Annotated in this window: 23 protein-coding genes; 4 read left to right on the forward strand and 19 right to left on the reverse strand. The window is 73.7% G+C overall.

What is annotated here, in order from left to right:
- Positions 1-2: 2 nt before the first annotated feature.
- Complete coding sequence (locus ABZ312_RS00100; protein WP_500435997.1) at positions 3-1,577, reverse strand: protein kinase domain-containing protein; 1,575 nt, start codon at positions 1,575-1,577, stop codon at positions 3-5.
- A gap of 245 nt (positions 1,578-1,822) precedes the next feature.
- Here ABZ312_RS00100 and ABZ312_RS00105 point away from each other — a divergent pair, with 245 nt between their 5' ends.
- Positions 1,823-3,592 carry a Stk1 family PASTA domain-containing Ser/Thr kinase gene (locus tag ABZ312_RS00105; RefSeq protein WP_500435999.1) on the forward strand — a complete coding sequence of 590 codons (1,770 nt, stop codon included), beginning with the start codon at positions 1,823-1,825 and terminating at the stop codon, positions 3,590-3,592.
- 113 nt (positions 3,593-3,705) lie between these two features.
- Here ABZ312_RS00105 and ABZ312_RS00110 read toward each other — a convergent pair whose 3' ends face one another.
- The 9 genes from ABZ312_RS00110 to pdhA form a co-directional block, all read right to left on the reverse strand.
- On the reverse strand, positions 3,706-4,269 hold the full coding sequence (locus ABZ312_RS00110) for a bacterial proteasome activator family protein (protein WP_500331486.1): 564 nt from the start codon (positions 4,267-4,269) through the stop codon (positions 3,706-3,708).
- Positions 4,270-4,445: 176 nt separating this feature from the next.
- The gene (locus ABZ312_RS00115) at positions 4,446-4,802 is read right to left on the reverse strand and encodes a hypothetical protein (RefSeq protein WP_500331488.1); all 357 of its coding nucleotides are present in this window, start codon (positions 4,800-4,802) and stop codon (positions 4,446-4,448) included.
- A 75-nt stretch (positions 4,803-4,877) separates the two neighbouring features.
- The gene (locus ABZ312_RS00120; RefSeq protein ID WP_500331490.1) at positions 4,878-5,849 is read right to left on the reverse strand and encodes an NAD(P)H-quinone oxidoreductase; all 972 of its coding nucleotides are present in this window, start codon (positions 5,847-5,849) and stop codon (positions 4,878-4,880) included.
- A gap of 10 nt (positions 5,850-5,859) precedes the next feature.
- On the reverse strand, positions 5,860-6,930 hold the full coding sequence (locus ABZ312_RS00125) for a potassium channel family protein (RefSeq protein WP_500331491.1): 1,071 nt from the start codon (positions 6,928-6,930) through the stop codon (positions 5,860-5,862).
- The gene (locus tag ABZ312_RS00130; protein WP_500331493.1) at positions 6,927-8,336 is read right to left on the reverse strand and encodes a molybdopterin molybdotransferase MoeA; all 1,410 of its coding nucleotides are present in this window, start codon (positions 8,334-8,336) and stop codon (positions 6,927-6,929) included. Before ABZ312_RS00130 ends, ABZ312_RS00125 begins: the two co-directional genes overlap by 4 nt.
- On the reverse strand, positions 8,333-9,244 hold the full coding sequence (locus ABZ312_RS00135) for an NTP transferase domain-containing protein (RefSeq protein ID WP_500436001.1): 912 nt from the start codon (positions 9,242-9,244) through the stop codon (positions 8,333-8,335). The genes ABZ312_RS00130 and ABZ312_RS00135 overlap by 4 nt, the downstream gene beginning before the upstream one ends.
- 28 nt (positions 9,245-9,272) lie before the next feature.
- Positions 9,273-10,613 carry a dihydrolipoamide acetyltransferase family protein gene (locus ABZ312_RS00140; protein ID WP_500357389.1) on the reverse strand — a complete coding sequence of 447 codons (1,341 nt, stop codon included), beginning with the start codon at positions 10,611-10,613 and terminating at the stop codon, positions 9,273-9,275.
- Positions 10,613-11,638: an alpha-ketoacid dehydrogenase subunit beta gene (locus tag ABZ312_RS00145; RefSeq protein WP_500331581.1), complete on the reverse strand. Its 1,026-nt coding sequence runs from the start codon at positions 11,636-11,638 to the stop codon at positions 10,613-10,615. Before ABZ312_RS00145 ends, ABZ312_RS00140 begins: the two co-directional genes overlap by 1 nt.
- Positions 11,635-12,735 carry a pyruvate dehydrogenase (acetyl-transferring) E1 component subunit alpha gene (pdhA, locus tag ABZ312_RS00150; RefSeq protein ID WP_500331583.1) on the reverse strand — a complete coding sequence of 367 codons (1,101 nt, stop codon included), beginning with the start codon at positions 12,733-12,735 and terminating at the stop codon, positions 11,635-11,637. Before pdhA ends, ABZ312_RS00145 begins: the two co-directional genes overlap by 4 nt.
- A 149-nt stretch (positions 12,736-12,884) precedes the next feature.
- Between pdhA and ABZ312_RS00155 the strand changes: the two genes are divergently transcribed.
- Positions 12,885-13,427, forward strand: a complete 543-nt coding sequence (locus ABZ312_RS00155; protein ID WP_078619887.1) for an Lrp/AsnC family transcriptional regulator — start codon at positions 12,885-12,887, stop codon at positions 13,425-13,427.
- 35 nt (positions 13,428-13,462) lie between these two features.
- Here the strand turns inward: ABZ312_RS00155 and ABZ312_RS00160 are convergent, their stop codons facing one another.
- The 3 genes from ABZ312_RS00160 to ABZ312_RS00170 are packed head-to-tail and all read right to left on the reverse strand — an operon-like array spanning position 13,463 to position 16,365.
- A complete protein-coding gene (locus ABZ312_RS00160) occupies positions 13,463-14,191 on the reverse strand; it encodes an alpha/beta hydrolase family protein (RefSeq protein ID WP_500331585.1) in 729 nt (242 codons plus the stop codon).
- A gap of 33 nt (positions 14,192-14,224) precedes the next feature.
- Entirely contained in the window at positions 14,225-14,842 is a 618-nt protein-coding gene (locus ABZ312_RS00165; RefSeq protein ID WP_500331587.1) for a TetR/AcrR family transcriptional regulator, read from the reverse strand.
- On the reverse strand, positions 14,839-16,365 hold the full coding sequence (locus ABZ312_RS00170; protein WP_500436003.1) for a 3-hydroxyacyl-CoA dehydrogenase: 1,527 nt from the start codon (positions 16,363-16,365) through the stop codon (positions 14,839-14,841). The genes ABZ312_RS00165 and ABZ312_RS00170 overlap by 4 nt, the downstream gene beginning before the upstream one ends.
- A gap of 131 nt (positions 16,366-16,496) precedes the next feature.
- On the opposite strand from ABZ312_RS00170, the gene paaN reads away from it, so the two are divergent.
- On the forward strand, positions 16,497-18,173 hold the full coding sequence (gene paaN, locus ABZ312_RS00175) for a phenylacetic acid degradation protein PaaN (RefSeq protein ID WP_500357394.1): 1,677 nt from the start codon (positions 16,497-16,499) through the stop codon (positions 18,171-18,173).
- A 45-nt stretch (positions 18,174-18,218) separates the two neighbouring features.
- Here the strand turns inward: paaN and ABZ312_RS00180 are convergent, their stop codons facing one another.
- Genes ABZ312_RS00180 through ABZ312_RS00190 form a run of 3 tightly spaced genes read right to left on the reverse strand, consistent with a single transcriptional unit; the run spans position 18,219 to position 21,018 of the window.
- A complete protein-coding gene (locus ABZ312_RS00180) occupies positions 18,219-18,899 on the reverse strand; it encodes a TrmH family RNA methyltransferase (RefSeq protein WP_500331592.1) in 681 nt (226 codons plus the stop codon).
- Complete coding sequence (locus ABZ312_RS00185; RefSeq protein ID WP_500331594.1) at positions 18,896-20,338, reverse strand: HTTM domain-containing protein; 1,443 nt, start codon at positions 20,336-20,338, stop codon at positions 18,896-18,898. The genes ABZ312_RS00180 and ABZ312_RS00185 overlap by 4 nt, the downstream gene beginning before the upstream one ends.
- On the reverse strand, positions 20,335-21,018 hold the full coding sequence (locus ABZ312_RS00190; RefSeq protein WP_500331596.1) for a DUF5819 family protein: 684 nt from the start codon (positions 21,016-21,018) through the stop codon (positions 20,335-20,337). Before ABZ312_RS00190 ends, ABZ312_RS00185 begins: the two co-directional genes overlap by 4 nt.
- Before the next feature lie 205 nt (positions 21,019-21,223).
- Between ABZ312_RS00190 and ABZ312_RS00195 the strand changes: the two genes are divergently transcribed.
- Positions 21,224-22,351, forward strand: a complete 1,128-nt coding sequence (locus ABZ312_RS00195) for an acyl-CoA dehydrogenase family protein (RefSeq protein WP_500436005.1) — start codon at positions 21,224-21,226, stop codon at positions 22,349-22,351.
- Between the two features lie 25 nt (positions 22,352-22,376).
- Here ABZ312_RS00195 and ABZ312_RS00200 read toward each other — a convergent pair whose 3' ends face one another.
- The 3 genes from ABZ312_RS00200 to ABZ312_RS00210 form a co-directional block, all read right to left on the reverse strand.
- The gene (locus tag ABZ312_RS00200) at positions 22,377-22,709 is read right to left on the reverse strand and encodes a rhodanese-like domain-containing protein (RefSeq protein WP_499512856.1); all 333 of its coding nucleotides are present in this window, start codon (positions 22,707-22,709) and stop codon (positions 22,377-22,379) included.
- A 49-nt stretch (positions 22,710-22,758) separates the two neighbouring features.
- Positions 22,759-23,586: a hypothetical protein gene (locus tag ABZ312_RS00205; protein WP_500436007.1), complete on the reverse strand. Its 828-nt coding sequence runs from the start codon at positions 23,584-23,586 to the stop codon at positions 22,759-22,761.
- An 81-nt stretch (positions 23,587-23,667) separates the two neighbouring features.
- Positions 23,668-25,062 (reverse strand): DUF2252 domain-containing protein, encoded by a 1,395-nt coding sequence (locus tag ABZ312_RS00210; protein WP_500331599.1) that lies wholly within the window; start codon positions 25,060-25,062, stop codon positions 23,668-23,670.
- Positions 25,063-25,134 lie beyond the last annotated feature (72 nt).

The raw sequence follows: 25,134 nt of genomic DNA on the forward strand, positions 1-25,134 counted from the left end.
GGTCAGCCGCCCGTGACGCCGCCGTCCGCGGCGCCCTCGGTGCCGGCCGTGCCGCCGGACACGTCCCCCGAGGTCCCCTCGGTGCCGCCGGTCTCGGACGCGGTCGGCGTCGGCGTGGGCGGCGCGGAGGTGGCCGGGGTGCTCGGCTTCTGCGTCGGCGGCGGGGAGGTCGCGGGGGCCTGCGAGGTCGGCCGCGTGTAGGAGGGGCTCGGGGTGTACGAGGGCTGCTCCGAGACGCTGCCGCTGCTGTCCTGCGTACCGCCCGTCGAGTCGTCCTGGGTCGGCTGCGACGTCGGCTTCTCCGGCTGCGACCGAGTGGGCGTCACCTTCTGCGCCGGGGGCGTCTTGTCGCCGGTCTTGGAGACCGCGAAGTAGATGCCGAGCGCGACCGCGAGCACCGCGGCGATCACGAACAGCACGGGCTTCACCCACCGCCCGCCGCCGTGCGGGGGCCGTCCGTCGTCGTAGCCGTGGCCGTGGCCGCCGCCGTCACCACCGGGCGGGCCGAGCAGCAGGGGCGGCTGCAACTCCGCGGTGGTGTGCGGGTGCTGCTGCCCGTACTGCGGGGGGACGCCCATCGGCGCGGTCGGGGCGGCGTTCGCCACGGGCACGTAACCGGTGTTCCAGGTACCGGTGTGACCGCCGCGCTCGCTCAGCATGGCCAGCGCGTACTGGACAACGCCGCGCATCTCCTCGGCGGTCTGGAAGCGGTCGTCCGGTTGCTTGGCCAGCGCGTGCAGCACCAGCCCGTCCAGCTCCGGCGGCACCCGGTCGCTGAGCTCGGAGGGCGGGCGCGGCTCGTCCTGGACGTGCTGGTAGACCACCGACAGCGGGGTCTCACCGGTGAACGGCGGCCTCAGCGCGAGGAGTTCGTAGAGCAGGCAGCCCGTCGCGTACAGGTCGGAGCGGGTGTCGACCGTCTTGCCGAGGGCCTGTTCCGGCGACAGGTACTGCGGGGTGCCCATGACCATGCCGGTCTGCGTCATCGTGGTCGAGGCGCCGTGCAGCGCCCGCGCGATGCCGAAGTCCATCACCTTCACCGCGCCGGTGTTGGTGATGATCACGTTCGCCGGCTTGATGTCCCGGTGGACGATGCCGTGCGCGTGGCTGTAGGCCAGCGCCTCCAGCACGCCCGAGACGATGATGAGCGCCTGGTCGACCGGCGGCGGCTCGTCAGACCCCACCAGCAGGTCACGGATCGTGCGGCCCTCCACGAGTTCCATCACGATGTAGGGCACGGTGCCGCCCGGCGTGACGTCCTCGCCCGAGTCGTACACCGCCACCACCGCATGGTGGTTGAGCCCGGCGACCGACTGCGCCTCGCGCGTGAATCGGGCCTTGGACACCGGGTCCTCGGCGAGGTCGGAGCGGAGCAGCTTCACGGCCACCGTCCGCCCCAGGCGCACGTCCTCCGCCGCGAAGACCTCGGCCATGCCGCCGCGTCCGAGGCGCCGGGTCAGCCGGTAGCGGCCGTCGCCCACCAGGCCTGCGGCACCCCACAGCTCGGGCGAGTCAGGCACTCCCCGGCCGTCGGCAGAGGGCTCGTCAGGGCCCCCGGCGGCTGTCGTCTGTGCCATCAGTCCTCGCCGTCGATCGTCGCCGTACAGGGTCCTCCAGCGCACCACGCTACCGCGTTCCAGGACGGACGCGCTCCCGTGGCACCCGTGCCCCCGATGAAGGGATTCATACGCATCCGGTGACGAACAGGTCAACGAACTTGACCTGTCCAGGCCGTCCGGCAGACTGGGCGGTCAGGATCGGGGCAACTGTCTTGTGCGTACACGCGGTGCGCCCAGGGGGATCGTCAAGGGGACGGGTACGGATGAGCGGGGACGGCACGCGGGGCACTCATTCGGGGCGTTCGGTCGGTAACGGTCGCTACGTCCTCCGCGACCTGCTGGGGCAGGGCGGCATGGCGGCCGTGCACCTGGCGCACGACACGGTGCTGGACCGGCCGGTGGCCGTCAAGACGCTCCACACCGACCTCGGCAGGGAACAGTCGTTCCGCGAGCGGTTCCGGCGCGAGGCGCAGGCCGTCGCCAAGCTCAACCACACCAACATCGTCTCGGTCTTCGACTCCGGCGAGGACACCGTCGACGGCGCGCTCGTGCCGTACATCGTCATGGAGTACGTCGAGGGCAAGCCGCTGCGCGACGTGCTCGACGAGGACATCGCGCAGTTCGGGGCCATGCCCACCGAGAAGGCCCTGAAGATCACCGCCGACGTGCTCGCGGCGCTCTCCGAGAGCCACAGCATGGGCCTGGTCCACCGCGACATCAAGCCGGGCAACGTGATGCTCACCAAGCGCGGCGTGGTGAAGGTGATGGACTTCGGCATCGCCCGCGCGATGCAGTCCGGCGTCTCGTCGATGACGCAGACCGGCATGGTGGTCGGCACCCCGCAGTACCTGTCGCCGGAACAGGCACTGGGACGCGGCGTGGACGAGCGCTCCGACCTGTACTCGGTGGGCTGTCTGCTCTTCGAGCTGCTCACCGGACGGCTGCCCTTCGACGGCGACTCCCCGCTGTCCATCGCCTACCAGCACGTCCAGGAGCTCCCGCCGGCCCCGTCGGCGCTCAACCGGGCGGTGCAGCCGGGCGTCGACGCGCTCGTCGCGCGGGCCCTGAAGAAGAACCCCGCCGAGCGCTTCCCCACCGCCGACACCATGCGCGACGAGGCGGAGCGGGTCGCCGCACCGGCGCGCGGCGCCGGCACCACACCGCTGATCATCGGCGGCGGACCGCGCCCGCGCGGCCGCGGCGAGGAGGTCTCCTCCGCGGTCTTCCCGCCGGTGCAGGGAGACCTGCGCACCCCGCCGCCGAACGTGCAGACCCCGTACCAGGCCCCGGCCCCGGCTCCTTATCCGCGGCCCCAGCCCCAGCCTCAGCCGCAGCCTCAGCAGCGGTGGGGCACCGCAGGTCAGGGCGGTCCCGCGCACACCCCGCCGCCCGGCCCGGGACCGTCATACGGCTACCCGCAGAACGCCCCGCACGCGCCCCACCAGCCCCACCCGCAGGCCGTGCAGCAGCACGCCACCCCGCCCTACACGATGCGCCCGGGCACCCCGGCGGGCGGCGGCCGCAGGGGCGGCGGCGCCTCGACGGCGGTCGTCGCCATCGGCGCCACGGTCGCCGTGATCGCGGTGGTCGTGGTCGTCATCATCGCGATGTCGATGGGCGGCAAGGACGACACCGGGGACACCGGCGGCACCCCCACCTACGACTCCCGGGGCAGCGCCTCCGCCACCGCCCGCGAGGAGACCCCCTCGCAGCCGGCGGGTGACGAACCCGCGCCGGGCGTCAGCCAGGCCGACCAGACCCGCACCATCGACGCCTCGCGCTGCACCGAGGCCACCAAGAGCTACCTGGGCGACGACCCGGACGCCGTGGTGATGCCGGACTTCTTCACCAAGTACGTCGACTCCGTCAAGTCCTGCATGGACGCGGCCGGTTGGAAGTACGAGGTCAAGTACCGCAACGAGCAGATCTACGGGAAGGGCGCGGTCGTCGACCAGAAGCCCAAGACCTACACGGCGTTCAAGCCGGAGACGGACAAGATCACCCTGTGGGTCTCCACCGGCCAGGGCGGCTGACCCGCCCCGGGCGTGCCCTTGCGGCGACGACGGACGGGCAACGACGGACGGCGGGTGACCCCACGGGTGCCCGCCGTCTGTACCTACGCGTACGTACCGTCCATGCCGACCGCTCACAGATAGGGGCCGGTGCGCGCCCCGCCCGGGGCGTGCCCCTCCTCGTCGCCCTCGTGGCCCACACCGGGCGGCAGCGCGCGGCGCATCTGCTCCAGCTGGGCGCGTGCGGCCATCTGCTGGGCGAACAGGGCGGTCTGGATGCCGTGGAAGAGGCCCTCCAGCCATCCCACCAGCTGCGCCTGGGCGATCCGCAGCTCGGCGTCGCTCGGCACGCCGTCCTCGGCGAAGGGCAGCGAGAGCCGCTCCAGCTCCTCGACGAGCTCGGGGGCGAGCCCCGCCTCCAGCTCCTTCACGGAGCTGTGGTGGATCTCCTTCAGGCGCGCCCGGCTCGCCTCGTCCAGCGGCGCCGCCTTGACCTCTTCCAGGAGCTGCTTGATCATGCTGCCGATCCGCATGACCTTCGCGGGCTGTTCGACCATCTCCGTCACGGGCACCTCGCGCTGCTCGTCGCCTTCTCCGGCGCGGTTGGCGTGTCCGCCGCCGCCGAGGGCCATCCCGTCCGGGCCGACGACCAGGACCTGCGGGCTCTCCTGCGACCGTTCGTTCATCGGCATCTCCATGCCGCCATTGTCGCGCACCGTCGCCCCTCCGGGATTTGTGCCCCCCGACGCCCCGCGCTACCCCTCCCGCGCGGCACTCGTCCGCCTCGGCCAGGCCGGCCCGGTGTGCGACCCGGACGCGGTGCGCGGCGGGTGGACGTGCCGGGGACCCGTGTACGGGGGCGGGGCGTCCGAGGTCAGCGGCCACGGCGCAGCCGCAGGCCGAGGAAGCCCAGACCCAGCCCGATCAGCACCAGCCCCGCGCCGAGCGGCAGCACCTCCAGCACCCGTCCCATGGGCGCCTGGACGGCGGCCGGGCCCTGGTCCTGCGGTTCCTCGACGTGGACGGGGAGCGGCGCGGAGGGCCGGCCGCCACCGTCGCCCGGGGTCGCGGGCGGCTCCACCCGACCCGGGTGCCTGCGCCCCTCGCCGGCCTCGCTGCCGGCCGGCCCGGAGGACGCCGCCGGATGGGGCGGGGGCGGCGCCGCCGCGCCGGTGACCAGGAGGGCGACCCCGGTCACCGTCGCCGCCACGACCACCTTCCGCAACTCCATGCTTTCAGCGTCACACGGAGCGTCATGGGCGGCCAGTCGTGCCCACCGGGCCCGTACCGGCCGTCCGGCGGCGGCTCAGACCGTGAGCAGCACCTTGCCGACGTGGGTGCTGGCCTCGACCAGCCGGTGCGCCTGTGCCGCCTCGCTCATCGGCAGGGCGCAGTCCACCACCGGGCGCACCACGCCGGACTCCAGCAGCGGCCAGACGTGCTCCCGCACCGCCGCCACGATGGCCGCCTTCTCCTCCAGCGGCCGTCCGCGCAGCGACGTCGCGGTGATCGCGGCCCGCTTGGCCAGCATCTTGCCGAGGTCGAGCTCTCCCTTGACGCCACCCTGGAGCCCGATGATTGCCAGCCTGCCGTTGACCGCGAGGGCGTCGACGTTCCGGCCCAGGTACTTCGCGCCCATGATGTCGAGGATGACGTCGGCGCCGCCGAACGCCTCCCGCACCTCGGCCGTGAAGTCCTGCTCGCGGTAGTTGATCCCGAGGTCCGCGCCCAGCTCGCGGCACTTCGCGAGCTTGTCCTCGCTGCCCGCGGTGACCGCGACCTTGGCGCCGACCGCCTTGGCCAGCTGGATCGCCATCGTGCCGATGCCGCTGGAACCGCCGTGGACCAGCAGCGTCTCGCCGGGGCGCAGGTGGGCGACCATGAAGACGTTGGACCAGACGGTGCAGACGACCTCGGGCAGGGCCGCGGCCTCCACGAGCCCCACGCCCTTGGGCACCGGCAGCAGCTGCCCGGCGGGGACCGCGACCTTCCCGGCGTACCCGCCGCCCGCGAGCAGCGCGCACACCTCCTCGCCCACGCTCCAGCCGCTCACCCCCGGGCCGAGGGCGGCGACGCGGCCCGAGCACTCCAGGCCCGGGTAGGGGGACGCGCCGGGTGGCGGGTCGTAGAAGCCCTGCCGCTGCAGCAGGTCGGCACGGTTGACGGCGGTCGCGGCGACCTCGACCAGCACCTCGCCCTCGGCGGGTACGGGATCGGGGACCTCGGCCCAGACGAGCGCGTCCGGGCCGCCGGGTTCGGGGATGGTGATCGCATGCATGGGGCCGACGCTACCCCTGCGGGACGTGCGACGGGTCGTCCTGACTCGTCCTGTGGATGACGATGAGCCGATCGGTCAACTGCAAGGGGCTCGCCTCTGGGTTGTCGTGGTCGAGCATCCGGTGGCCGCGCTTGACGACCACCACCAGGTCGGCGACCTCCCGCGGATCGAGCCCGGCCTCGGCCTTGGTGACGGGACGCTCGATCAGGTCCAGCCCGCTGCCGTAGGTGATCAGCTCCTCCATCACCTCGCCGGCGCTCGGGCTGAGCATCGACATCCCGAGCAGCCGGCCCGCCGCGCCCGAGCTGGTGACGACGGCGTTGGCGCCGGACTGGCGGAGCAGCGGGGCGTTCTCCTCCTCACGCACGGACGCGACGATGTTGATCCGCTTGCTCAACTGGCGGGCCGTGAGCGCCACCAGGACGGCGGTGTCGTCCCGTTGCGCGGCGATGATCAGCTCCTTGGCCCGCTGGATCTCCGCGCGCAGCAGGACGGCGTTGCGGGTCGCGTCCCCGGTGACGCCCGCGAACCCGGCGGCGACCGCGGACTCCACCGCCTTGGGGTCGGGGTCGACCACCACGATCTGCTGGGCGGGCACGCCGTGCCCGGTCAGCGTCCTGGCCGCGGAACGGCCCTTGGTGCCGTATCCGACGATGACGGTGTGGTCGCGCACGGTGGACCTCCAGCGCTGCTGCCGGTACTGCTCGCGGGTGCGCTCGGTGAGCACCTCCAGAGTGGTGCCGACGAGGATGATCAGGAAGAGCACGCGAAGCGGCGTCACCAGGAGCACATTGGTCAGCCGGGCGCTCGGGCTGTACGGGACGACGTCGCCGTAGCCGGTGGTGGAGAGGGTGACGGTGGCGTAGTAGACGCAGTCCAGCAGCGACATCGAACCGCCGGCGTTGTCGTGGTAGCCGCCCCGGTCCAGGTACACGATCAGCACGGTGAGCACCAGGACGAACAGCGCCATCAGCAACCGCCGGACGACCTGGTGCAGCGGGCCGAGGGGGCTCTTGCGGGGCAGGTGGACGACGTCGCCGTCCGCCCCCGAGGTGGCGCGTCCGCGGCCCGCCTCCCTCACAGCCGTCCCCAGCCCGTCTCCAGGACGGCCGTGCGGTCGCCCTTGACGGCTCCGCCGGGCGGGATGACGGCCATGCCGTCGGCCGTCGCGATGCCGCGGAGCATGGCAGGACCGCTGAAGTGCAGCGGGGCCGCCTGCGACTCCTCGTCGAGCACCACCGGCACCAGGCGGGTGTCGGTGGGGTGACCGTGCACGTCGCCGCCGAGCCGCGCCTCGTACGCCACCGGGGCCGGGCGGCCCGCGAGCGTGCGCAGCAGGGGGACGGCCAGGGTCAGCACCCCGGAGACCGCCGCGAGCGGGTTGCCCGGCAGGCCCACCAGGCGGCCGCCACCGGGCAGTTCGGCCAGCAGCATGGGGTGGCCGGGGCGGACCGCGACGCCGTCGACGAGCAACCGCGCGCCGATGCGCTCCAGCACGGGGTGGACGAAGTCCACCGGGCCGCCCGCCGTGCCACCGGTGGTGACGACGAGATCGGCGGTGGACGCGGTGACGGCGTCCTGCAGCAGGCCGGCGTCGTCCTTCAACCGCCGCGCACGGACCGTGCCGGCCCCGAGCGCGGTGAGCCATGCGGGCAGCAGCGGTCCGAGCGCGTCCCGCACCCGGCCGCCGCCGGGGGCTCCGGCGTCCAGCAACTCGTCGCCCAGGACGAGGACCTCCACCGAGGGCCGCGCGGTGACGGTCAGTTCGTCGTAGCCCGCCGCCGCGGCCAGGCCGAGCACCGCGGGCGTGACCAGCACGCCGGCCGTCAGCAACTCGTCGCCGCCACGGCACTCCTGGCCGCGGGGCCGCACGTCCTGCCCGGGCCCGGGGCCGCCCCGCGTGGCGTGCAGGTGCCCGTCGGCGGTGACGCGTCCGTGTTCCCGGCGCAGCACCGCCGTCGTGCCGGGGGGCAGTGCGGCCCCGGTGGCGATGACGGTCGCGTGGCCGTCGAGCAGCGGGGCCGCGGAACGCTGCCCGGCCAGGACGCTGCCTGCCGTGCGCCACGGGCCGGGGCCCGCGACGGCCCAGCCGTCCATCGCGGAGGTGTCGAAGGCGGGCAGGTCCGTGAGCGCGGTCAACGGCTCGGCCAGCGCGTGCCCCAGCGCGGCGCCGAGCGGCACGGACAGCCGTCCCAGCGGTCCCGCGGCGGAGCCTGCGATGTGCCGCGCCCGCGGCCACGCCAGGTCGTGGTGCCCGCCGTGGGCGCCGGCCCGGGTCCCGCCGTGGGTCCCGCCATGGGTCCCGTGGGGACGGGGGAGGGACGACCGGGAGCCGTCGGCGCCGGTGCCGCCGGAGGGTGGCTGCACGGGGTCGTGCCGGCCGGTGGCCCGCCCGTTGGCCAGGGCGAGCGCCGCGGCCAACTCGTCGTCGGCGGCGTCCCCGGCACCGGTGTCGCGGGCACCGCCCGCCGCACCCGGCAGGTTCATGCGCCCGGGTCCCCGCTCTCCGCTTCCTTCGCCCACCGCTCGGCCAGTGCGGCGGCGCGCCTGACGGCCTCCGCGACGGCCTGTTCGCCGCCGCCCGCCGTGGCTGCCGCGTAGCCCACCAGGAAGGTGGTCAGCGGCGCGGCAGGGCGGTCGACGCCGTGCGCGGCGTCCCGGGCGAGATCGAGGAGCATACGGATGTCGACGTCGAGGTCGATGCCGAGTTCGGCCTTGGCTGCGGTGATCCATTCATCCAACACGCCCCCATGCTCCCTGATGCGGGCCCGGGCTGTGGAGAGGTCGTCCCAGGTGTCGCAGTCGAAGGAGGCCTGCCCGGTGGGGTCGGGCAGCCTCCGCAGGGCCAGTTCACCGGTGAGCAGCCGCAACGGCAGCCCGGCGAGGGTCCCGTGCTCGGCGGCGATCAGCGCCAGGTGCTGGCGCAACGCCTCCGTGCGGTAGGCGGCCGCCAGCGTCTGGTCACGCCCGTCGGGGTCGGTGAGCACGACCCCGTCCTCGCCCTGCCCGCCGCGCAGCGAGGCGAGCAGCGCGCCCACCGTCGTGCGGGAGAGGAACGGCAGGTCGGCGGCGAGCACCAGCACGACGTCCGCGGTGACCTCGCGCAGCCCGGCGGAGAGCGCGGGCAGCGGGCCCCCGCCCGGTGGTTCCTCGCGGACCCAGGCCACCGGGCGGACGGTGGGGCGGCGCGGGCCGACGACCACCGTGGTGGCCGCGCCCGCGCACGCGTCCAGGACACGGTCGATCAGCGCGCGTCCGGCGACCGGCAGTCCCGGCTTGTCGGCCCCGCCGAGGCGCCTGGCGGCGCCGCCGGCGAGGACGACCGCGTCGTAGGGCTGCTCGTGCGGCGAACGCGGCGAGGAGTGGTCACGCGGCTCACCTGGCTCCGGAGTCATGCCCGGAGTATCGCCCACCGTGACGCGTTCACACCGCCCGGAGCAGCACCGCCGGTTGTTCCACGCAGTCCGCGACGAAGCGGAGGAAGCCGCCCGCCGTGCCGCCGTCGCACACCCGGTGGTCGAAGGTGAACGACAGCTGGACCACCTGACGCACCGCCAGCTCGCCCTGGTGCACCCACGGCTTGGGGGTGATCCGGCCGACGCCGAGCATCGCGGCCTCGGGGTGGTTGATGATCGGCGTGGATCCGTCGACACCGAACACGCCGTAGTTGTTGAGCGTGAAGGTGCCACCGGTCAGCTGGGCCGGGGTCAGGCCGCCGGAGCGGGCCGCCTCGGTGAGCCGGCCGATCTCCGCCGACAGCTCCTCGGTGCTGCGCCGGTGGGAGTCCCGGACGACCGGCACGACCAGACCGCGATCGGTCTGCGCCGCGAAGCCGATGTGCACCTCCGGCAGCACGACGATCTCGCCGCGCTCGGTGTCCACCGTGGAGTTGAGCTCCGGGTAGCGGGCCAGGGCCGCCGCGCAGATCCGCGCGAACAGCGCGAGCACCGAGACCTTGGGACCTCCGGCGGCGTTCATCGCCGCCCGTGCCGCGAGCAGCTCCGTCGCGTCGGCGTCCACCCAGCAGGTGGCGTCGGGGATCTCCCGCCTGCTGCGGCCGAGCTTCTCGGCCACGGCGCCGCGGATGCCGCGCAGCGGGATGCGGGTGCCCTCGGCGGCGGGGGCCGCGGGCGCCGCGGGGGCGGCCACGGTGACCGGCGCCGCGGACCCGGTCGTGATGGCCCGTTCCACGTCCGAGCGCAGGATGAGCCCGTCGGGACCGGAGCCCGTCAGCGCGCGCAGATCGAGGCCGTGCTCACGGGCCCTGCGCCGCACCAGGGGGGAGATGACGGCGACGGGACCCTCGTGCCGGACCGGCGCGGCGACCGCGGCCACCGGGACCGGGACGGGCACCGGGACCGGGGCGGCGGCCGGCGCGGGGCGCACCCGGCGGCGCCGGGCCGCGGGGCCGCTGGTGCCGTAGCCGACCAGCACGTTGCCGGATCCGGAGTCGCCGTCGGCCGAGGCGGCCGGGGCGGCGGGTGCGGGCGCGGGTGCGCCGGCGGCGTGCCGGTCGGGGGAGCCGACCGCGACCGTCAGCAGCGGCCGTCCGACGTCGAGGGTCTGGCCCTCCTCGCCGAAGCGCGCGGTGACCACGCCGCCGTAGGGGCAGGGCACCTCGACCACGGCCTTGGCCGTCTCGACCTCGACGACCGGCTGGTCGATGGCGACGACGTCGCCGACCTGCACCAGCCAGCGCACGATCTCGGCCTCGGTCAGCCCCTCACCCAGGTCGGGGAGGGCGAACTCGCGGACGACGGCCATCACACCTCCTCCCACTGCAGGCGCCCCACCGCGTCGAGGACGCGGTCGACGCCGGGCAGGTGGTGCCGCTCCAGCATCGGCGGCGGGTAGGGGATGTCGAAGCCGGCGACCCGCAGGACCGGGGCCTCCAGGTGGTGGAAGCAGCGCTCGCTCACCCGGGCCGCGATCTCGGCGCCCACACCGCCGAAGCCCGAGGACTCGTGGACGACGACCGCGCGGCCGGTACGGCGCACCGACGCGGTGACCGTCTCGTCGTCGAAGGGCACCAGGCTGCGCAGGTCGACGACCTCCAGGTCCCAGCCTTCCTGCACCGCGGCCTCGGCCGCCTCCAGGCAGACCGTGAGCGACGGGCCGTAGGTGATGAGCGTCGCGGAGCGGCCGCTGCGCCGGACGACGGCACGTCCGATGGGGGCCACCTCCTCCGGCGCGTCCGCCGACCAGTCGGCCTTGGACCAGTACAGCCGCTTCGGCTCGAGGAAGATCACCGGGTCGTCGGAGGCGATCGAGGCCCTCAGCAGCCCGTAGGCGTCCGCCACCGTGGCGGGGGTGACGACGTGCAGACCGGGGGTGTGCGCGTAGTACGCCTCGGAGGCGTCGCTGTGGTGCTCCACGCCGCCGATGCCGCCGCCGTACGGCACCCGGATGGTCAGGGGCAGCGGCATGGTGCCGCGCGTACGGTTGCGCATCTTGGCGACGTGGCTGACGAGCTGCTCGAACGCCGGGTACGCGAATGCGTCGAACTGCATCTCGACCACGGGGCGCATGCCGTACATCGCCATGCCCACGGCCGTACCGAGGATGCCGGCCTCGGCGAGCGGGGTGTCGGTGCAGCGGCTGTCGCCGAACTCCTTGGCGAGGCCGTCGGTGATCCGGAAGACGCCGCCGAGGGTGCCGATGTCCTCGCCGAAGAGGTGGACCGACGGGTCCTCGGCGAGGGAGTCGCGCAGCGCGCGGTTGAGCGCCTGGGCCATGGTGGCCGGCTTGCGTCCGGTGGCCACGGGGGTCGCGGTGGTGGCGGTGCTCATGACTGTGCCTCGGCCTCCAGCTCGGCCCTCAGCATCGCGGCCTGCTCGCGCAGCTGCGGGGTGGGCTCGGCGTAGACGTGTGCGAACAGGTCCATCGGGTCGAGGACCGGATCCTCGTTCATCCGTTCGCGCAGCGCGGCGGCCATCCGCTCCGCGTCCTCCTCGGCGGCGCGGACCATCGCCTCGTCGAGCAGGTCGCGCTCGCGCAGGGCGCGCTCGAGCACGGCGATCGGGTCGTGCTCGCGCCAGGCCTCGACCTCGGCGTCCTCCCGGTAGCGGGTGGCGTCGTCGGCGTTGGTGTGGGCGTCCATGCGGTAGGTGATCGCCTCCACCAAGGTCGGGCCGCCGCCCTCGCGGGCGCGGGCCACGGCCTCGGTGAGCACGGCGTGGACGGCCGCGACGTCGTTGCCGTCGACGAGCCGCCCGGGCATCCCGTAGCCGACGGCCTTGTGGGCCAGCGACGGGGCGGCGGTCTGCTTGGCGAGCGGCACCGAGATGGCGAAGCCGTTGTTCTGCACGAGGAAGACGACGGGGGAGTGCCACACGGCGGCGAAGTTCAGCGCCTCGTGGAAGTCTCCCTCGCTGGTGCCTCCGTCGCCGACCATGGCCAGGGCGACGACGTCATCGCCCTTGAGCCGGGCCGCGTGCGCGAGGCCCACGGCATGCGGCAGCTGGGTGGCCAGCGGCGTGCTGAGCGGGGCGACCCGGTGCTCGCGCGGGTCGTAGCCGGTGTGCCAGTCACCGCGCAGCAGCGTCAGCGCCTCGACGGGGTCGACGCCGCGGGCGACGGCGGCCAGGGTGTCGCGATAGCTCGGGAACAGCCAGTCCTGGGGCTCCAGGGCGAGTGCCGCGGCGACCTCGCACGCCTCCTGACCGGTGCTGGAGGGGTAGACGGCCAGCCTGCCCTGCTTGGTGAGCGCGGTGGCCTGCCGGTTGTAACGGCGGCCCCGCACCAGCTGTCCGTACATCGTGGTCAGCACTCCGGCGTCGAGCGCGCCTGCCTCGGGGGTGCCGAGCAGTCGGTACGGCTCAGGGTCGGGCAGCAGCGGCGCCGGGTCGGTGCGGGGTTGCCAGACGTGCTGGTCCAGGACGGTCATCGCGAGCACCTCCTCGTGGGCGTGTTCAGTGGGGGGAGCGGGTATCGCTCCCCTACCGATTGTTCGGTCGCCGGAGGCATTTTGGCTACAGGTGTGTCCCGCCTGTGGACAAACGGTTCTCCACACCCTGAGATGGAGCCAGTACGTCCATGCTAGGGAGGCTCGGGGGCGTGACGGATTCCCAAATTTCTCGGGGCGGCGCCCCGGGACCGCAGGCAGCGGCGCCGGACACCGGTCCGGCGGCGGTGCGTCCGCTGGACGCGATCGACCGCGCGATCCTGCGCTACCTGCAGGAGGACGGGCGGGCGTCCATACGATCGGTGGCCGAGCACGTCCACGTGTCCCGCGCCAACGCCTACGCCCGGATCAACCGCCTCATCGAGGACGGGGTCATCCGCGGCTTCACGGCCCGGGTCGACCACGAACGCGCAGGTCACGGCGCGTCCGCCTACATCACCTTGAAGATCGTGCAGAACTCCTGGCGCACCGTGCGGGAAAAGCTGCTGGAACTGCCGGGGGTGGCCCACATCGCCCTGGTGAGCGGGGACTTCGACGTGCTGCTGCTCGTCCACACCCCCGACAACCGCAGCCTGCGCGAACTGGTGCTCACCCGCATCCAGGCGGTGCCCGAGGTGCTCAGCAGCCGCACGCTGCTGGTCTTCGAGGAGACCGACCGGGTGCTGACCGACTGACCCCACCGGCACCGCCCGCGGGCTCCCCGGCGCGGCTATCCGGCGTACTTCTGCAGGAAGGCCGTCACGGTGGCCCAGTTGGGGTCGTAGGTGAGCATGCCCACGCCGTGCTGGGGTCCGCTGACGATGTCGAGCCGGTTCTCGGCCGCCTTCTTCGTGGCCTTGCTCAGCGCCTCGGTCGACTCCGCGAACGCGGTGTCGCCCGCCGCCGCCATGTAGAGCACGGGCGCGGTCAGCCGCGGCACCGCGGAGCTCGCGTCCATGGTCCCGTAGGTCTCGGGCGCGGAGAGCGAGACCACGGCGTCGACCGGCGGATCCACCGACGCGGCGCCCTCCAGGACCGCCGTGCCGCCCTTGGACGCGCCCATGAGCAGGACGTGCCGCGCGCCCTTGGCGCGCAGGAACGCCACCCCGCCCACGACCTCGGGCACCTCGCTGCCGTTGGAGTCGACGACCAGGACGCGGTAGCCGTCCTTCAGCAGGAGGTCGGCCTGCGGCATCCACTGGCACATGTCGCCGTCCGCCTGGTGCATCAGCAGAACGGAGGTGTCGCCCTTGCCGGCGAGCCAGGCGTCCACGGGGTTGTCGTCGGTGTCGTCGTAACTGACGGACCCGGACTTCGCCTGCGCGGCCGTCAGGCAGCCGAAGTCCTCCGGCGGTGTGGCGTCGGCGGCCTGACCGCCGTCGTCACCCCCTCCGCACCCGGCGAGCAGCAGGACGGCGGCTGAGGCGGCGCACAGGCGGGCACGGAGGGTGAAGGACATGGCCCCGATCGTGAGGGTTGGTCTGGACCAGCGTCAAGAGACGCGCAAGCCGTCGAAGGCCAGCCGCACGACGGCGTCCACGACCGCGGCGTCGTCGTGCTCCCGGGTACCGGCCGTGTGCGGCTGGTACCACTCGACTATGGAGTTGATCATTCCGAAGAGCAGCCTGGTCGCGAGCCTGGGCTCCACGTCACCGCGCAGGTCCCCCTCCGCGACGGCCGACTTCAGCAGGTCGGCGACCCGGTGGTCGAACTCCCTGCGGCGCTCCAGGGCGGCGCGCTCGGTCCTGGTGTTCCCGCGCACCCGCAGCAGCAGCGTGACGTAGGGAAGCTCCGCCATCAGCACCTCGGTGGTGCGGCGCGTGACGTACTCCAGCCGCTCCACGGCGCGCCCGCCGCGCGCTCCGGGCTCCTCCAGGATGCCGAAGAGACCGTCCAGGGCACGGCCGACGGCGCGCTCCAGGAGCTCCTCCTTGCCCCGCACATGGTGGTAGATCGAGGACTTGGAGATGCCGGCGGCCCGCGACAGGTGCTCCATGGACGTGCCGTCGTAACCGCGCTCGATGAAGACCGTCACGGCCACGGCCAGCAGCGAGTCAGGCGTGTAGGTGTCCCTCTTGGGGGCGGGGTTGTCGCGCTGTGCCATGGTCATGATGAGAGTAGTCTCCCCTCGGCCGCCGCGCGGCGGTTCAGCGGACGGGACGGCGCGTAGCGCCCGCCGGGGTACGCCTGGTGCAGGTTGCGCAGCACCTCGCGGACCCACTCCGGGCCGAGTTCGGCACCCCAGGCGAGCGGACCGCGCGGGTAGTTCACGCCGAGCCGCATCGCGGCGTCGACGTCCTCCGGTGAGGCCACCCCCCGGGCGACGGCGTCGGTGGCGAAGTCCACCAGCATCGCCACGGTACGGGCGACGATCATGCCCGGTACGTCCTCGATGACGCTGACCTTCTTGCCCAGCGCCTGGAACAGCCCGATCGCCGCCTGCACGGTCTCCGGGCGTGCCGAGTCGGACGGCGCGATCGCGACCCGGGTGGCCACCCGGTAGTCCAGCGCGAGGTCGAACTGCACGTAGTCGACGGCCGGGCCCGTGGTGGCCGGGCCCCCGTCCGCCAGGTAGAGCCGGCCGCCGCCGGGCAGCTCGAGGTACCCGTCGTCCGGGTCGGCGACCTCGCCGTCCAGCACCTCTATGCCCGCCTCGGCGATCAGCCGGGGCAGCACCGCGGCCGGGCCGCGGCCGCCCATGCACACGGTGACTTCGGCGGGCGGCTTCTCCGGCCCCGCGGTGTGGGGGGCCGGGGCGGCGGCGCCCTCGGCGTGGTCGTACCAGCCGTGCCCGCTCTTGCGGCCGAGCCGCCCGGACTCCACCAGCCGCCGCTGGGCGAGGGAGGGGGTGAACTTGGGGTCCTGGAAGAACGAGTCCCACACCGAGCGCGTGACGGCCTCGTTGACGTCCTGGCCGATCAGGTCGGTGAGCTCGAACGGGCCCATCCGGAAGCCGCCGCTCTCCCGCAGCACCGCGTCGATGGTGGCGGGGTCGGCCACGCGCTCCTCGTGGAGCCGGAAGGCCTCGGCGTAGAAGGGGCGCGCGACCCGGTTGACGATGAAGCCGGGGGTGTCGGTGCAGCGCACCGGTGTCTTTCCCCAGGCGGCGGCGGTGTCGTACACGGCCTGGGCGGCGGCCTCGTCGGTGGCGGCGCCGGAGACCACCTCGACCAGCGGCAGCAGCGGCGCGGGGTTGAAGAAGTGGAGGCCGACGAAGCGGCCCGGGCGCCGCAGCGCGCCGCCCACGGCGGTGACCGACAGGGAGGAGGTGTTGGTGGCCAGCAGGCAGTCCTCGGCGACCACCGACTCCAGGGCCGTGAAGAGCTGCTGCTTGGCGCCCAGGTCCTCCAGGATCGCCTCGACGACGAGCGACACGCCCGCCAGTTCCTCGATCTCCCGGACGGCCGAGAGCCGGCCGCGGGCCGCGTCACGCTCGGCGGCGGGCAGCCGGCCCCTCTCCACCAGGCGGTCCAGCCGTTCCGCCAGGGCCCGCTCGGCCTGCTCGGCCCGGCCGGGGCCCGCGTCGTAGAGCCGTACGGAATGGCCCGCCACCAGCGCGACCTGGGCGATCCCCTGGCCCATCGTCCCCGTGCCCACCACCGCGACCGTGCTGGATCGGTCAAGAGCGCTCATCGCCGCCACTGCTCCTCGCCAGTTGTCCACAGCTTCGGTCGGCCCCCTTGTCCCGACCGAACATTCGGTTAATCTAGCGGGGAAGCCAGCACCCTGCCCACCCCAATCCAGCTCGACGAGGAGTTGGCCCCATGGCTGCCGATCTCACCGCTGTCCCGTCGGTCGCACGGCACCGCGAGACGCTCGACAAGGCGCTCGAGGCGATCCGTACCCGCGAGTACTGGTCTCCGTACCCCGAGCACCCGAAGGCATACGCGGACGGCGAGACCGCCCAGGCCGCGTTCGACGCCCTGCGCGGCACCCGCTTCGACCTGGACCAGCCCGGCACCGACGGCTGGACCGGCGGCGAGGTGTCCCCGTACGGCATCGAGCTGGGTGTGGAGTACCCGCACCCGGACGTCGACGTGCTCCTCCCCGCGATGAAGGCCGCGATGCCCGCCTGGCGCGAGGCCGGCCCGGAGAACCGGGCCCTGGTCTGCCTGGAGATCCTGGCCCGGATCAACGCGCGCACCACGGAGATGGCCCACACGGTCATGCACACCTCCGGTCAGGCCTTCATGATGGCCTTCCAGGCCGGCGGCCCGCACGCGCAGGACCGCGGCCTCGAAGCGGTCGCGTACGCCTACGTGGAGCAGGTGCGCACCCCCGGCACGGCCGAGTGGGTCAAGCCGCAGGGCAAGCGCGACCCGCTGACCCTGCGCAAGGACTTCACGACGGTGCCGCGCGGCATCGCGCTCGTGATCGGCTGCAACACCTTCCCCACCTGGAACGGGTACCCGGGCCTCTTCGCCTCCCTGGCCACCGGCAACGCGGTCGTGGTCAAGCCGCACCCGCGCGCCGTGCTCCCGCTGGCGCTGACGGTCGGGATCGCCCGCGAGGTGCTCGCCGAGAACGGCTTCGACCCGAACCTGGTCTGCCTGGCCGCCGAGCGCCCCGGCGAGGGCCTGGCCAAGACGCTGGCGCTGCGCCCCGAGGTCCGCGTCATCGACTACACGGGCTCCACCGCCTTCGGCGACTGGCTGGAGGAGAACGCCCGCCAGGCCCAGGTCTTCACCGAGAAGGCCGGCGTCAACACCGTCGTCGTCGACTCCACGGACGACTACAAGGGCATGCTGTCCAACCTGGCCTTCTCCCTGTCCCTGTACAGCGGACAGATGTGCACCACCCCGCAGAACCTGCTGATCCCGCGTGACGGCATCGCCACCGACGACGGCCACAAGGGCTTCGACGAGGTGGTGGGCGATCTGTCGGCCGCCGTGGGCGGGCTGCTCGGCGACGACGCCCGGGCCAACGCCCTGCTGGGCGCCCTGGTCAATCCCGATGTGAAGGCACGCCTGGAGGCCGCCGCCTCCCTCGGCGAGGTCGCGCTCGCCTCCCGCGAGGTCGCGCACCCCGACTTCCCGGACGCCGTGGTCCGCACCCCGGTGATCGTGAAGCTGGACGGCGCGAAGCCGGACGACGAGGCCGCCTACATGTCGGAGTGCTTCGGCCCGGTCGCCTTCGCGGTCGCCATGGACTCCACCAAGGACTCGGTCGACCTGCTGCGCCGCACCGTGCGGGAGAAGGGCGCCATGACGGTCGGCGCCTACACCACCTCCGGCGAGGTGGAGCGGCAGATCGAGGAGGTCTGCCTGGAGGAGGCCGCCCAGCTCTCCCTCAACCTGACCGGCGGGGTGTACGTCAACCAGACGGCCGCCTTCTCCGACTTCCACGGCTCCGGCGGCAACCCGGCCGCCAACGCGGCCCTGTGCGACGGCGCCTTCGTCGCGAGCCGCTTCCGGGTCATCGAGGTCCGCCGCCAGGCCTGATCCGGCCCGCCCGCACCACCGACAGCCCCGTCCGGAGCAGCCCTGTCACTCCGGACGGGGCTGCTCCGTACCCACCCGCGCGTAGCGCTGGATCCAGGCGTGCATGGCGATGGCCGCCGCGGCCCCCGCGTTGATCGAGCGCGTGGAGCCGAACTGGGCGATCGAGCAGACCGCCGCCGCGTGCTTCCACGCCTCGTCGGTCAGCCCGGGCCCCTCCTGCCCGAAGAGCAGCACGCAGCGCCGTGGCAGTTCGGTGGTCTCCAGCGGCACGGCACCGGGGAGGTTGTCGATCCCGATGATCGGCAGGTCCTCCGCAGCCGCCCACGCGGCCAGCGCCGCGACGTCCAAGTGGTGGCGCACGTGCTGGTAGCGGTCGGTCACCATGGCGCCGCGCCGGTTCCAGCGGCGCCGCCCCACGATGTGCACCTCCTTCGCCAGGAAGGCGTTGGCGGTGCGCACCACGGACCCGATGTTGAAGTCGTGCTGCCAGTTCTCGACGGCGACGTGGAAGTCGTGGCGCCGGGTGTCGAGGTCGGCGACGATCGCCTCCCGCGTCCAGTAGCGGTACTCGTCCACCACGTTGCGGCGGTCGCCCTGCGCGAGCAGCTCGGCGTCGTAGCGCGGGTCCTCGGGCCAGGGCCGCGGGTGCGGCCCGACCCCGACCTCGGGGCCGAAGCCGTCGTCGTACTGCAGCGGCTCGGCCGCGTCGTCCTGGCTGGTGCTCACACCACGAGATTAGAGGGGGCGGGCTCGCCGGCCGGTCCCGGCCCTCGCTGCCCCGCGACCGCCCGCGCCTGCGCGTCCTCCGCGCCTTCCCCGCCTTCACCGCCTTCACCGCCTTCACCGTCTTCACCGCCTCCCGCGCCCTGCGGCCGGCCGTCCTCGGACTCCCCGGCCGCGCCGCGCCGCAACGGACGCACCACCCGGTCGCCCGCCCAGCGCAGGAAGCCGGTGGGCAGGAAGACCGCGTCGGCGGCGATCATCGCCAGCGAGAAGAACGGCAGTCCGAGGACGATCGCGATCGAGGCGTGCTCCAGCATCATCAACGCGAGGAGCACGTTCTTCACCCGGCGGTTGAAGAGGGTGAAGGGGAAGGCGACCTGGACGATCACCGTGCCGTAGGTGATCACCATGACCATCAGTCCGCTGGCGGCCATCGCATGGGACAGCCCCGGCCAGGGGCTGAAGTCGTCCAGGTGCAGCGGGTAGTACACCGCGGTGCCGTCCTGCCAGCGCGAGCCCTGGACCTTGTACCAACCCGCCGTGGCGTAGATCAGGCACACCTCGACGACGATCACCAGCAGACCGGCGGCGTGCAGGATGTTCGCGAGGATCCGAAGGACCGTGCGCGGCTCGCCCGGCGCGTACCGCCGCACCGCCCACCACACGGCCTGCAGCAGCAGGAAGCCCCACAGGAACGGCGTCCAGCCGAGCCAGGGCAGCAGGCCGTCGGTCCAGTTCAGGCCGGTACGGCCGAGCAGCTGCGCCACGGTGAGCACGAGTCCGAGGACGATCCACAGCGCGATCCCCGCGCCGTCGCCGTCCCGCCCCTTGGCGCGGCGGCGGGCGTCGAGCGACCAGACCCGCCCGCACCGGGTGAAGACGAGGTAGATCGCCATCAGGTGGATCACGTTGTCACCGCCGTCGCCGACGAACACGCTCCGGTTCTGCAGGGAGAGCACGCCGATCATGAACAGCAGCGAGGCCGTGCGGGTCCGCCAGCCGAGCAGCAGCATCGCGCTCGCCACGATCGCACCCGCGTACACGACCTCGAACCACGCGTCGGCCCTGCCCCACAGCAGCAGGGTGAAGGCGTGGTTGTCGGCGACGAGCCGGTTCGCCAGGTCCCAGCTCCACGCCCCGTCCGGCCCGTAGAGCTCGTGGCGGTGCGGCCACTCGCGCAGCAGGAACAGCAGCCAGGCCAGTGAGATGCCGATCCGCACCACGGCGGTCTGGTACGGGCCGACGGTGGTGCCGGTGATCCGGGCCAGGCCACGCGACAGCCCGCCCGCGGCGGAGTCGAGCAGTCCGGCGAAGGGGGACGGGACGGGGGCCGGGCGGGCGGCGGGGGCCGGGCGGCCGCGGGCCGCCGCCGGCTCGGGTACGGGGCGGCCCACGGGCTCCGCGGCCGCCCCGTGCGCGGACTCGTTCACGGCTTCGCTCACGACGCCTCCTCCCCGCTCTCGTCTCCCTCGTCCTCGTCCGCCGCGTGCGCGTTCCACCAGGGCAGCACCTGGAAGGTGGTGCGCGTGTCGATCTCCTCGGGGCTCCAGGTGGGGGCCGCGACCGGCGTGGTGCCGGTGCGCACCTGGAGGCGGACGACGTCGCCACCGTCGAGCCGGGGCCCGATGCGGTCCTCCACGATGCGTTCCAGGTACCGCCTGCTCAGCTCGCCGCGCACGCCGATCGGCTTGTCCTTCTCACCGTGGGAGGCGGCGTAGAAGCTCCACGCCCGGCGCAGCTCGTTCTGCTGGGTGTGGCTGGGCAGGACGTTGTGCCTGATGGCGGCGATGTCCATGGCCGTGAGGTCGATCCAGCCGGTCACCTGGTCGGTGCCGTCGTCCTTGTGGACATCGGCGCGCGCCCAGACGTGGATGTTCTGCTGGAGCGGATTGGGTGCGAAGAGCTTCCAGTTTTGCTCGAACTCGGGGTAGACGTAGCTGCCGACCAGGTCGCCGTGCTTCTTGGTGGCGGTGTTCGTGGGCGCGACGTGCAGGAAGACCATGAGCAGGTGCACCGCGACGCCGACCACGGCCGCGGCCAGCGCCAGCGCGACCACGGCCCGGGCGGGTGGCGACAGCGCGGCTATCCCGGCCGGTCCCCCGGATTCCTCGGGTGGCTCCATCGTGGTTCTCCGCTCGTGTTCCCCGTGTTCCGCTCAGCACGGAACGGTACTCATGCCGCACACGTGCGGTACAGCCGTCCCGGTCAGCACGGGCCGCGGGCGCCACGGGCAGGGTCAGGGAGGAGGCTACGGGGATGTGGACTTCCCCGCCCGGTCCGCCTAATCTGACACACCGTCAGAATGGACGCGTCCGGGAGGTCGGGCCATGGACTTCAGCTTCAGCGAGGAGCAGCTGGCGGCCGTCGAGGCGGCACGGGCGGTGTTCTCCGGCGTGGCCCCCGACGCCGTTCCGAGCCCCGCGCTCACCGCCGGTGCGGTGGCGGAGGACTTCGACCGCCCGCTGTGGCGCCGGCTGGCCGCCGCCGACCTCCTCGGGCTGGTGCTCGGCGAGGCGTACGGCGGGGCCGGCCTCGACCCGGTCGCACTGTGCCTGGTGCTGCGCGAGGCCGGGGCCGTGCTCGCCCGGGTGCCGCTGCTGGAGACCTGTGCCGCCGCGCTCGCCGTGCAGGGCGACGGCCCCGAGGAGCTGCGCGCCCGGCTGCTGCCCGCGGTCGGCCGCGGCGACCTCGTCCTGACCGTCGCCTCCGCGGGCCGCACCGGCCACGACGGCGCGGAACTCGCCGTCACCGCGCGGCCCGTGGACGCGGACGCGAACAGCCACGGGCACGGCGCCGCCCGCGACTGGCTGCTCGACGGCGTCCAGACCGCCGTCCCCTGGGCCCCGCAGGCCGACCTCGTCCTGGTCCCGGCCTCCGCCGCCGGAGGCCGCACGGTCATCGCCCTCGTCCCGCGCGAGGCGGTCACCGCGGCCGAGCAGATCTCGACCAGCGGGGAGCGCCACGCCGAGCTCCGGCTGGACGCCGTCCGCGTCCCCGCGGGCGACGTGATCACCGCCGAGGGCGCCTGGGACCGGCTGCGCCGGCTGCTGACCACCGGCACCTGCGCCCTGGCGCTGGGGCTGGGCACCACCGTCCTGCGCATGACCGGCGCCTACACCGCCAAGCGCGAGCAGTTCGGGCACCCGCTGGCCACCTTCCAGGCGGTGGCCGTGCAGTCCGCCGACCGCTACATCGACCTGCGGGCGATGGAGGTCACCTGCTGGCAGGCCGCCTGGCGGCTGGACCCCGCCGACGTCGCGGTCGCCAAGATCTGGGCCTCGGAGGGCGTACGACGGGTGGTGCAGACCGCGCAGCACCTGCACGGCGGCTTCGGCGCCGACACCGACTACCCGCTGCACCGCTACCACGCCTGGGCCAAACAGCTGGAGCTCTCCCTCGGCCCCGCCGCCGCCCACGAGGAGGAGCTGGGCGACCTGCTGGCGGCCGAGGCCTGACGGCCCCGGGGCCGCCCCGCGGGCCTCAGAGCACGTGCGCCGGGCCCGCGCCGTCCGTCACCAGCGGGCGGCCCGCGGCCTCCCAGCCGAGCATGCCGCCGTCGACGTTCACCACGTCGAGGCCCTGCGCGATCAGGTACTGGGCGACCTGCGCCGAGCGACCGCCGACCCGGCACACGACGTGCACCCGGCGGTCCGCCGGGACCTCCTCGATGCGGGCCACGACCTCGCCCATCGGGATGTGCACCGCGCCCTCGGCGTGCCCGGCGTCCCACTCGTCGTGCTCCCGGACGTCGAGCAGGTAGCCGTCGGCGGGGACCTGCGCCGCGTCCACCGCGGGCAGCTGGGCGTAAAACATGGAACGGACTCCTTCGGTCGGGGCGTGCACGTCGAACGTACCCGACCCGCTAATCGGACCCCTTCGAGGAGCGCACCAGCTCCGCCAGCCGGGCCTCCCGGTTGGCCACCTGGTTGAGGAGGTTCTCCGCGATCTCGTTGAGCAGCCCGTCCGGGTCCTCCGGGGCGAGCTTCATCATCTGCGCGATCGCGCTGTTCTCCAGGTCGGCGGCGAGCGCGGCCAGCCGCTCCTTGCGCTGCGCGAGCCACTCCAGCCGCGCGTACAGCACCTCGGCCTCGCTCGGCTGCTCCTCCTCCGGGACCGGCCCGGCCTCCCACTCCTCCGCGAGCTCCCGCAGCCGCTGCTCGTCGGCGTAGGTGTACGCCTCGTTGACCCGGGCGATGAACTCGCTGCGGCGCTCGACCTCGGCCTCGTCCTGCGCCAGGTCCGGGTGGGCCTTGCGGACCAGCTCGCGGTAGAGCCGCTGCGCCTCCTTGCCCGGCCGCACGCGGCGCGGCGGGTTCGAGTCCTCCTGGGGCCGGACCCCGTCCGAGCCGAGCAGGCCCTCGAAGAGCTCCTCCACCCCCGGCATCGGCATCACGAGGGCGCGCGCCTCCCAGGCGCGCTGGATGTCCTCGCGGGAGCCGCTCTTGGCCGCGACCGCCTCCGCGATCAGCGCGTCGAGCTCGTCGAGCCGGGCGTACATCGGGCCGAGCTTCTGGTGGTGCAGCCGGGAGAAGTTCTCGACCTCCACCCTGAAGGTCTCCACCGCGATCTCGAACTCGATCAGGGCCCGCTCGGCGGCACGCACCGCCTGGGCCAGCCGGTCCTGGGGTTCGGAGGATGCGGCGGCCGACTCGGTGCCGGGGGCCGACTCGGTGCCGGGGGAATTCGTCACCGGTCCAGCCTACGAGGAGTGGGGGGCGCCGGTCACAGGGTACGGCCTCGTACCTGCCCCGGCACACCGGCGCCCGGGCCCTCACACACCCTGTTCCGCGGCGATCCGCCCGGCCCGCACCTCCGCCACCAGCTCGGCGTGGTCCGCCTCGGTCCGGTCGGCGTACGCGACCGCGAAGGCCGCGACCGCCTCGTCGAGTTGCCCGCCCTTTCCGCAGTAGCCCGCGATCAGCCGGGGGTCCGCGGAGTGCGCGTGCGCCCGGGCCAGCAGCGCGCCCGTCATCCGCGCGTAGTCGTCTATCAGGCCGGCCTCCAGTGCCGCGGGGTCGACGCTGCCCTTGCGGTTGCGGAACTGCCGTACCTGGTGGGGACGGCCGTCCACGTCGGCCCAGCCCAGCAGGCTGTCGCTGACGACCTGCATGCGTTTTTGGCCCAGCACCACGCGCCGTCCCTCGTGCTCCACCGCGGGCGCGTCGAACCCGGCCTTCCCCAGGTACGGCAGCAGCGCGGAGGGCCGGGCCTCCTTCACCTGGAGCACCAGCGGCTGATCGAGGTGGTCCAGGAGCAGCACCACGTACGACCTCGTGCCCACGCTGCCCGTCCCGACCACCCGGAACGCCACGTCGTGCACCGCGTACCGGGCCAGCAGCGGCCGCCGGTCCTCACCGATCGTCGCCAGGTAGCCGCCCTCCGACAGGGCCCCGGCGACCGCCGCCGCCTCCCCGTCCGGCACCCGGCGCAGCACCGGGGGCGCGTCGACGAAGCGGCGGCCGCCGCCCTCGACCTCCTCCGTGGCCCGCGCCGCGAACTTGGCGCTGGTGTTGCGGCGTGCCTTCCCGGCCACCCGGCGCAACGTGCCCGCCAGGTCGCGGGCGTCGGCGTGCGCGACCAGCTCCTCGTCGGCGATGGCGTGCCAGGCGTCCAGCACCGGCATCTTCGCCAGCAGCCGCATGGTGCGCCGGTACGCGCCCACCGCGTCGAAGGCGGCACCCCGGCACGCGTCCTCGTCCGCCCCGGCCTCGCGCCCGGCCAGCACCAGGGAGGCGGCGAGCCGCTTGACGTCCCATTCCCAGGGGCCGTGGACGGTCTCGTCGAAGTCGTTGATGTCCATGACCAGCCGGCCCAGATGGTCCCCGTACAGGCCGAAGTTGGCGGCGTGCGCGTCCCCGCAGATCTGGGCGCCGATGCCGGTGACCGGGCCGCCCGCGAGGTCGGCCGCCATCAGCCCGGCCGAGCCGCGGAGGAAGGCGAAGGGGCTCGCCGCCATCCTCCCCACCCGCAGCGGGACGAGTTCCGGGATGCGCCCGAGGCTCGACTCCCGCACCGCCTCCACCGCGCCCGGCCGGTCTGCACCCGGAGTGAACACCGCGTGCGCCTCGCGCGGCACCGCCTCCCGCAGCGCCTTGCCCTCCTGCTTGGGCGCGCCGTCGTGCGGCCATCTCTGGAACCCCGCGATGTGCGGAAGCCTGTGCTCCACGTGCTCTTCCTCCCCACGGGCCATGCCCGGTTGGTCACTCCTGGGGGCAATCTAGCCATTTACCGGACCGCG

The sequence above is a fragment of the Streptomyces sp. NPDC006207 genome, assembly GCF_040613835.1.
In the GTDB taxonomy this organism is placed as follows: domain Bacteria; phylum Actinomycetota; class Actinomycetes; order Streptomycetales; family Streptomycetaceae; genus Actinacidiphila.

Bases quoted from the DNA above. Each gene is read 5' to 3' on its own strand.
- ABZ312_RS00100 (WP_500435997.1), bottom strand. From the start codon at position 1,577: ATGGCACAGACGACAGCCGCCGGGGGCCCTGACGAGCCCTCTGCCGAC.
- ABZ312_RS00105 (WP_500435999.1), top strand. From the start codon at position 1,823: ATGAGCGGGGACGGCACGCGGGGCACTCATTCGGGGCGTTCGGTCGGT.
- ABZ312_RS00110 (WP_500331486.1), bottom strand. From the start codon at position 4,269: ATGGAGATGCCGATGAACGAACGGTCGCAGGAGAGCCCGCAGGTCCTG.
- ABZ312_RS00115 (WP_500331488.1), bottom strand. From the start codon at position 4,802: ATGGAGTTGCGGAAGGTGGTCGTGGCGGCGACGGTGACCGGGGTCGCC.
- ABZ312_RS00120 (WP_500331490.1), bottom strand. From the start codon at position 5,849: ATGCATGCGATCACCATCCCCGAACCCGGCGGCCCGGACGCGCTCGTC.
- ABZ312_RS00130 (WP_500331493.1), bottom strand. From the start codon at position 8,336: ATGAACCTGCCGGGTGCGGCGGGCGGTGCCCGCGACACCGGTGCCGGG.
- ABZ312_RS00135 (WP_500436001.1), bottom strand. From the start codon at position 9,244: ATGACTCCGGAGCCAGGTGAGCCGCGTGACCACTCCTCGCCGCGTTCG.
- ABZ312_RS00140 (WP_500357389.1), bottom strand. From the start codon at position 10,613: ATGGCCGTCGTCCGCGAGTTCGCCCTCCCCGACCTGGGTGAGGGGCTG.
- ABZ312_RS00145 (WP_500331581.1), bottom strand. From the start codon at position 11,638: ATGAGCACCGCCACCACCGCGACCCCCGTGGCCACCGGACGCAAGCCG.
- pdhA (WP_500331583.1), bottom strand. From the start codon at position 12,735: ATGACCGTCCTGGACCAGCACGTCTGGCAACCCCGCACCGACCCGGCG.
- ABZ312_RS00155 (WP_078619887.1), top strand. From the start codon at position 12,885: ATGCTAGGGAGGCTCGGGGGCGTGACGGATTCCCAAATTTCTCGGGGC.
- ABZ312_RS00160 (WP_500331585.1), bottom strand. From the start codon at position 14,191: ATGTCCTTCACCCTCCGTGCCCGCCTGTGCGCCGCCTCAGCCGCCGTC.
- ABZ312_RS00165 (WP_500331587.1), bottom strand. From the start codon at position 14,842: ATGACCATGGCACAGCGCGACAACCCCGCCCCCAAGAGGGACACCTAC.
- ABZ312_RS00170 (WP_500436003.1), bottom strand. From the start codon at position 16,365: ATGAGCGCTCTTGACCGATCCAGCACGGTCGCGGTGGTGGGCACGGGG.
- paaN (WP_500357394.1), top strand. From the start codon at position 16,497: ATGGCTGCCGATCTCACCGCTGTCCCGTCGGTCGCACGGCACCGCGAG.
- ABZ312_RS00190 (WP_500331596.1), bottom strand. From the start codon at position 21,018: ATGGAGCCACCCGAGGAATCCGGGGGACCGGCCGGGATAGCCGCGCTG.
- ABZ312_RS00195 (WP_500436005.1), top strand. From the start codon at position 21,224: ATGGACTTCAGCTTCAGCGAGGAGCAGCTGGCGGCCGTCGAGGCGGCA.
- ABZ312_RS00200 (WP_499512856.1), bottom strand. From the start codon at position 22,709: ATGTTTTACGCCCAGCTGCCCGCGGTGGACGCGGCGCAGGTCCCCGCC.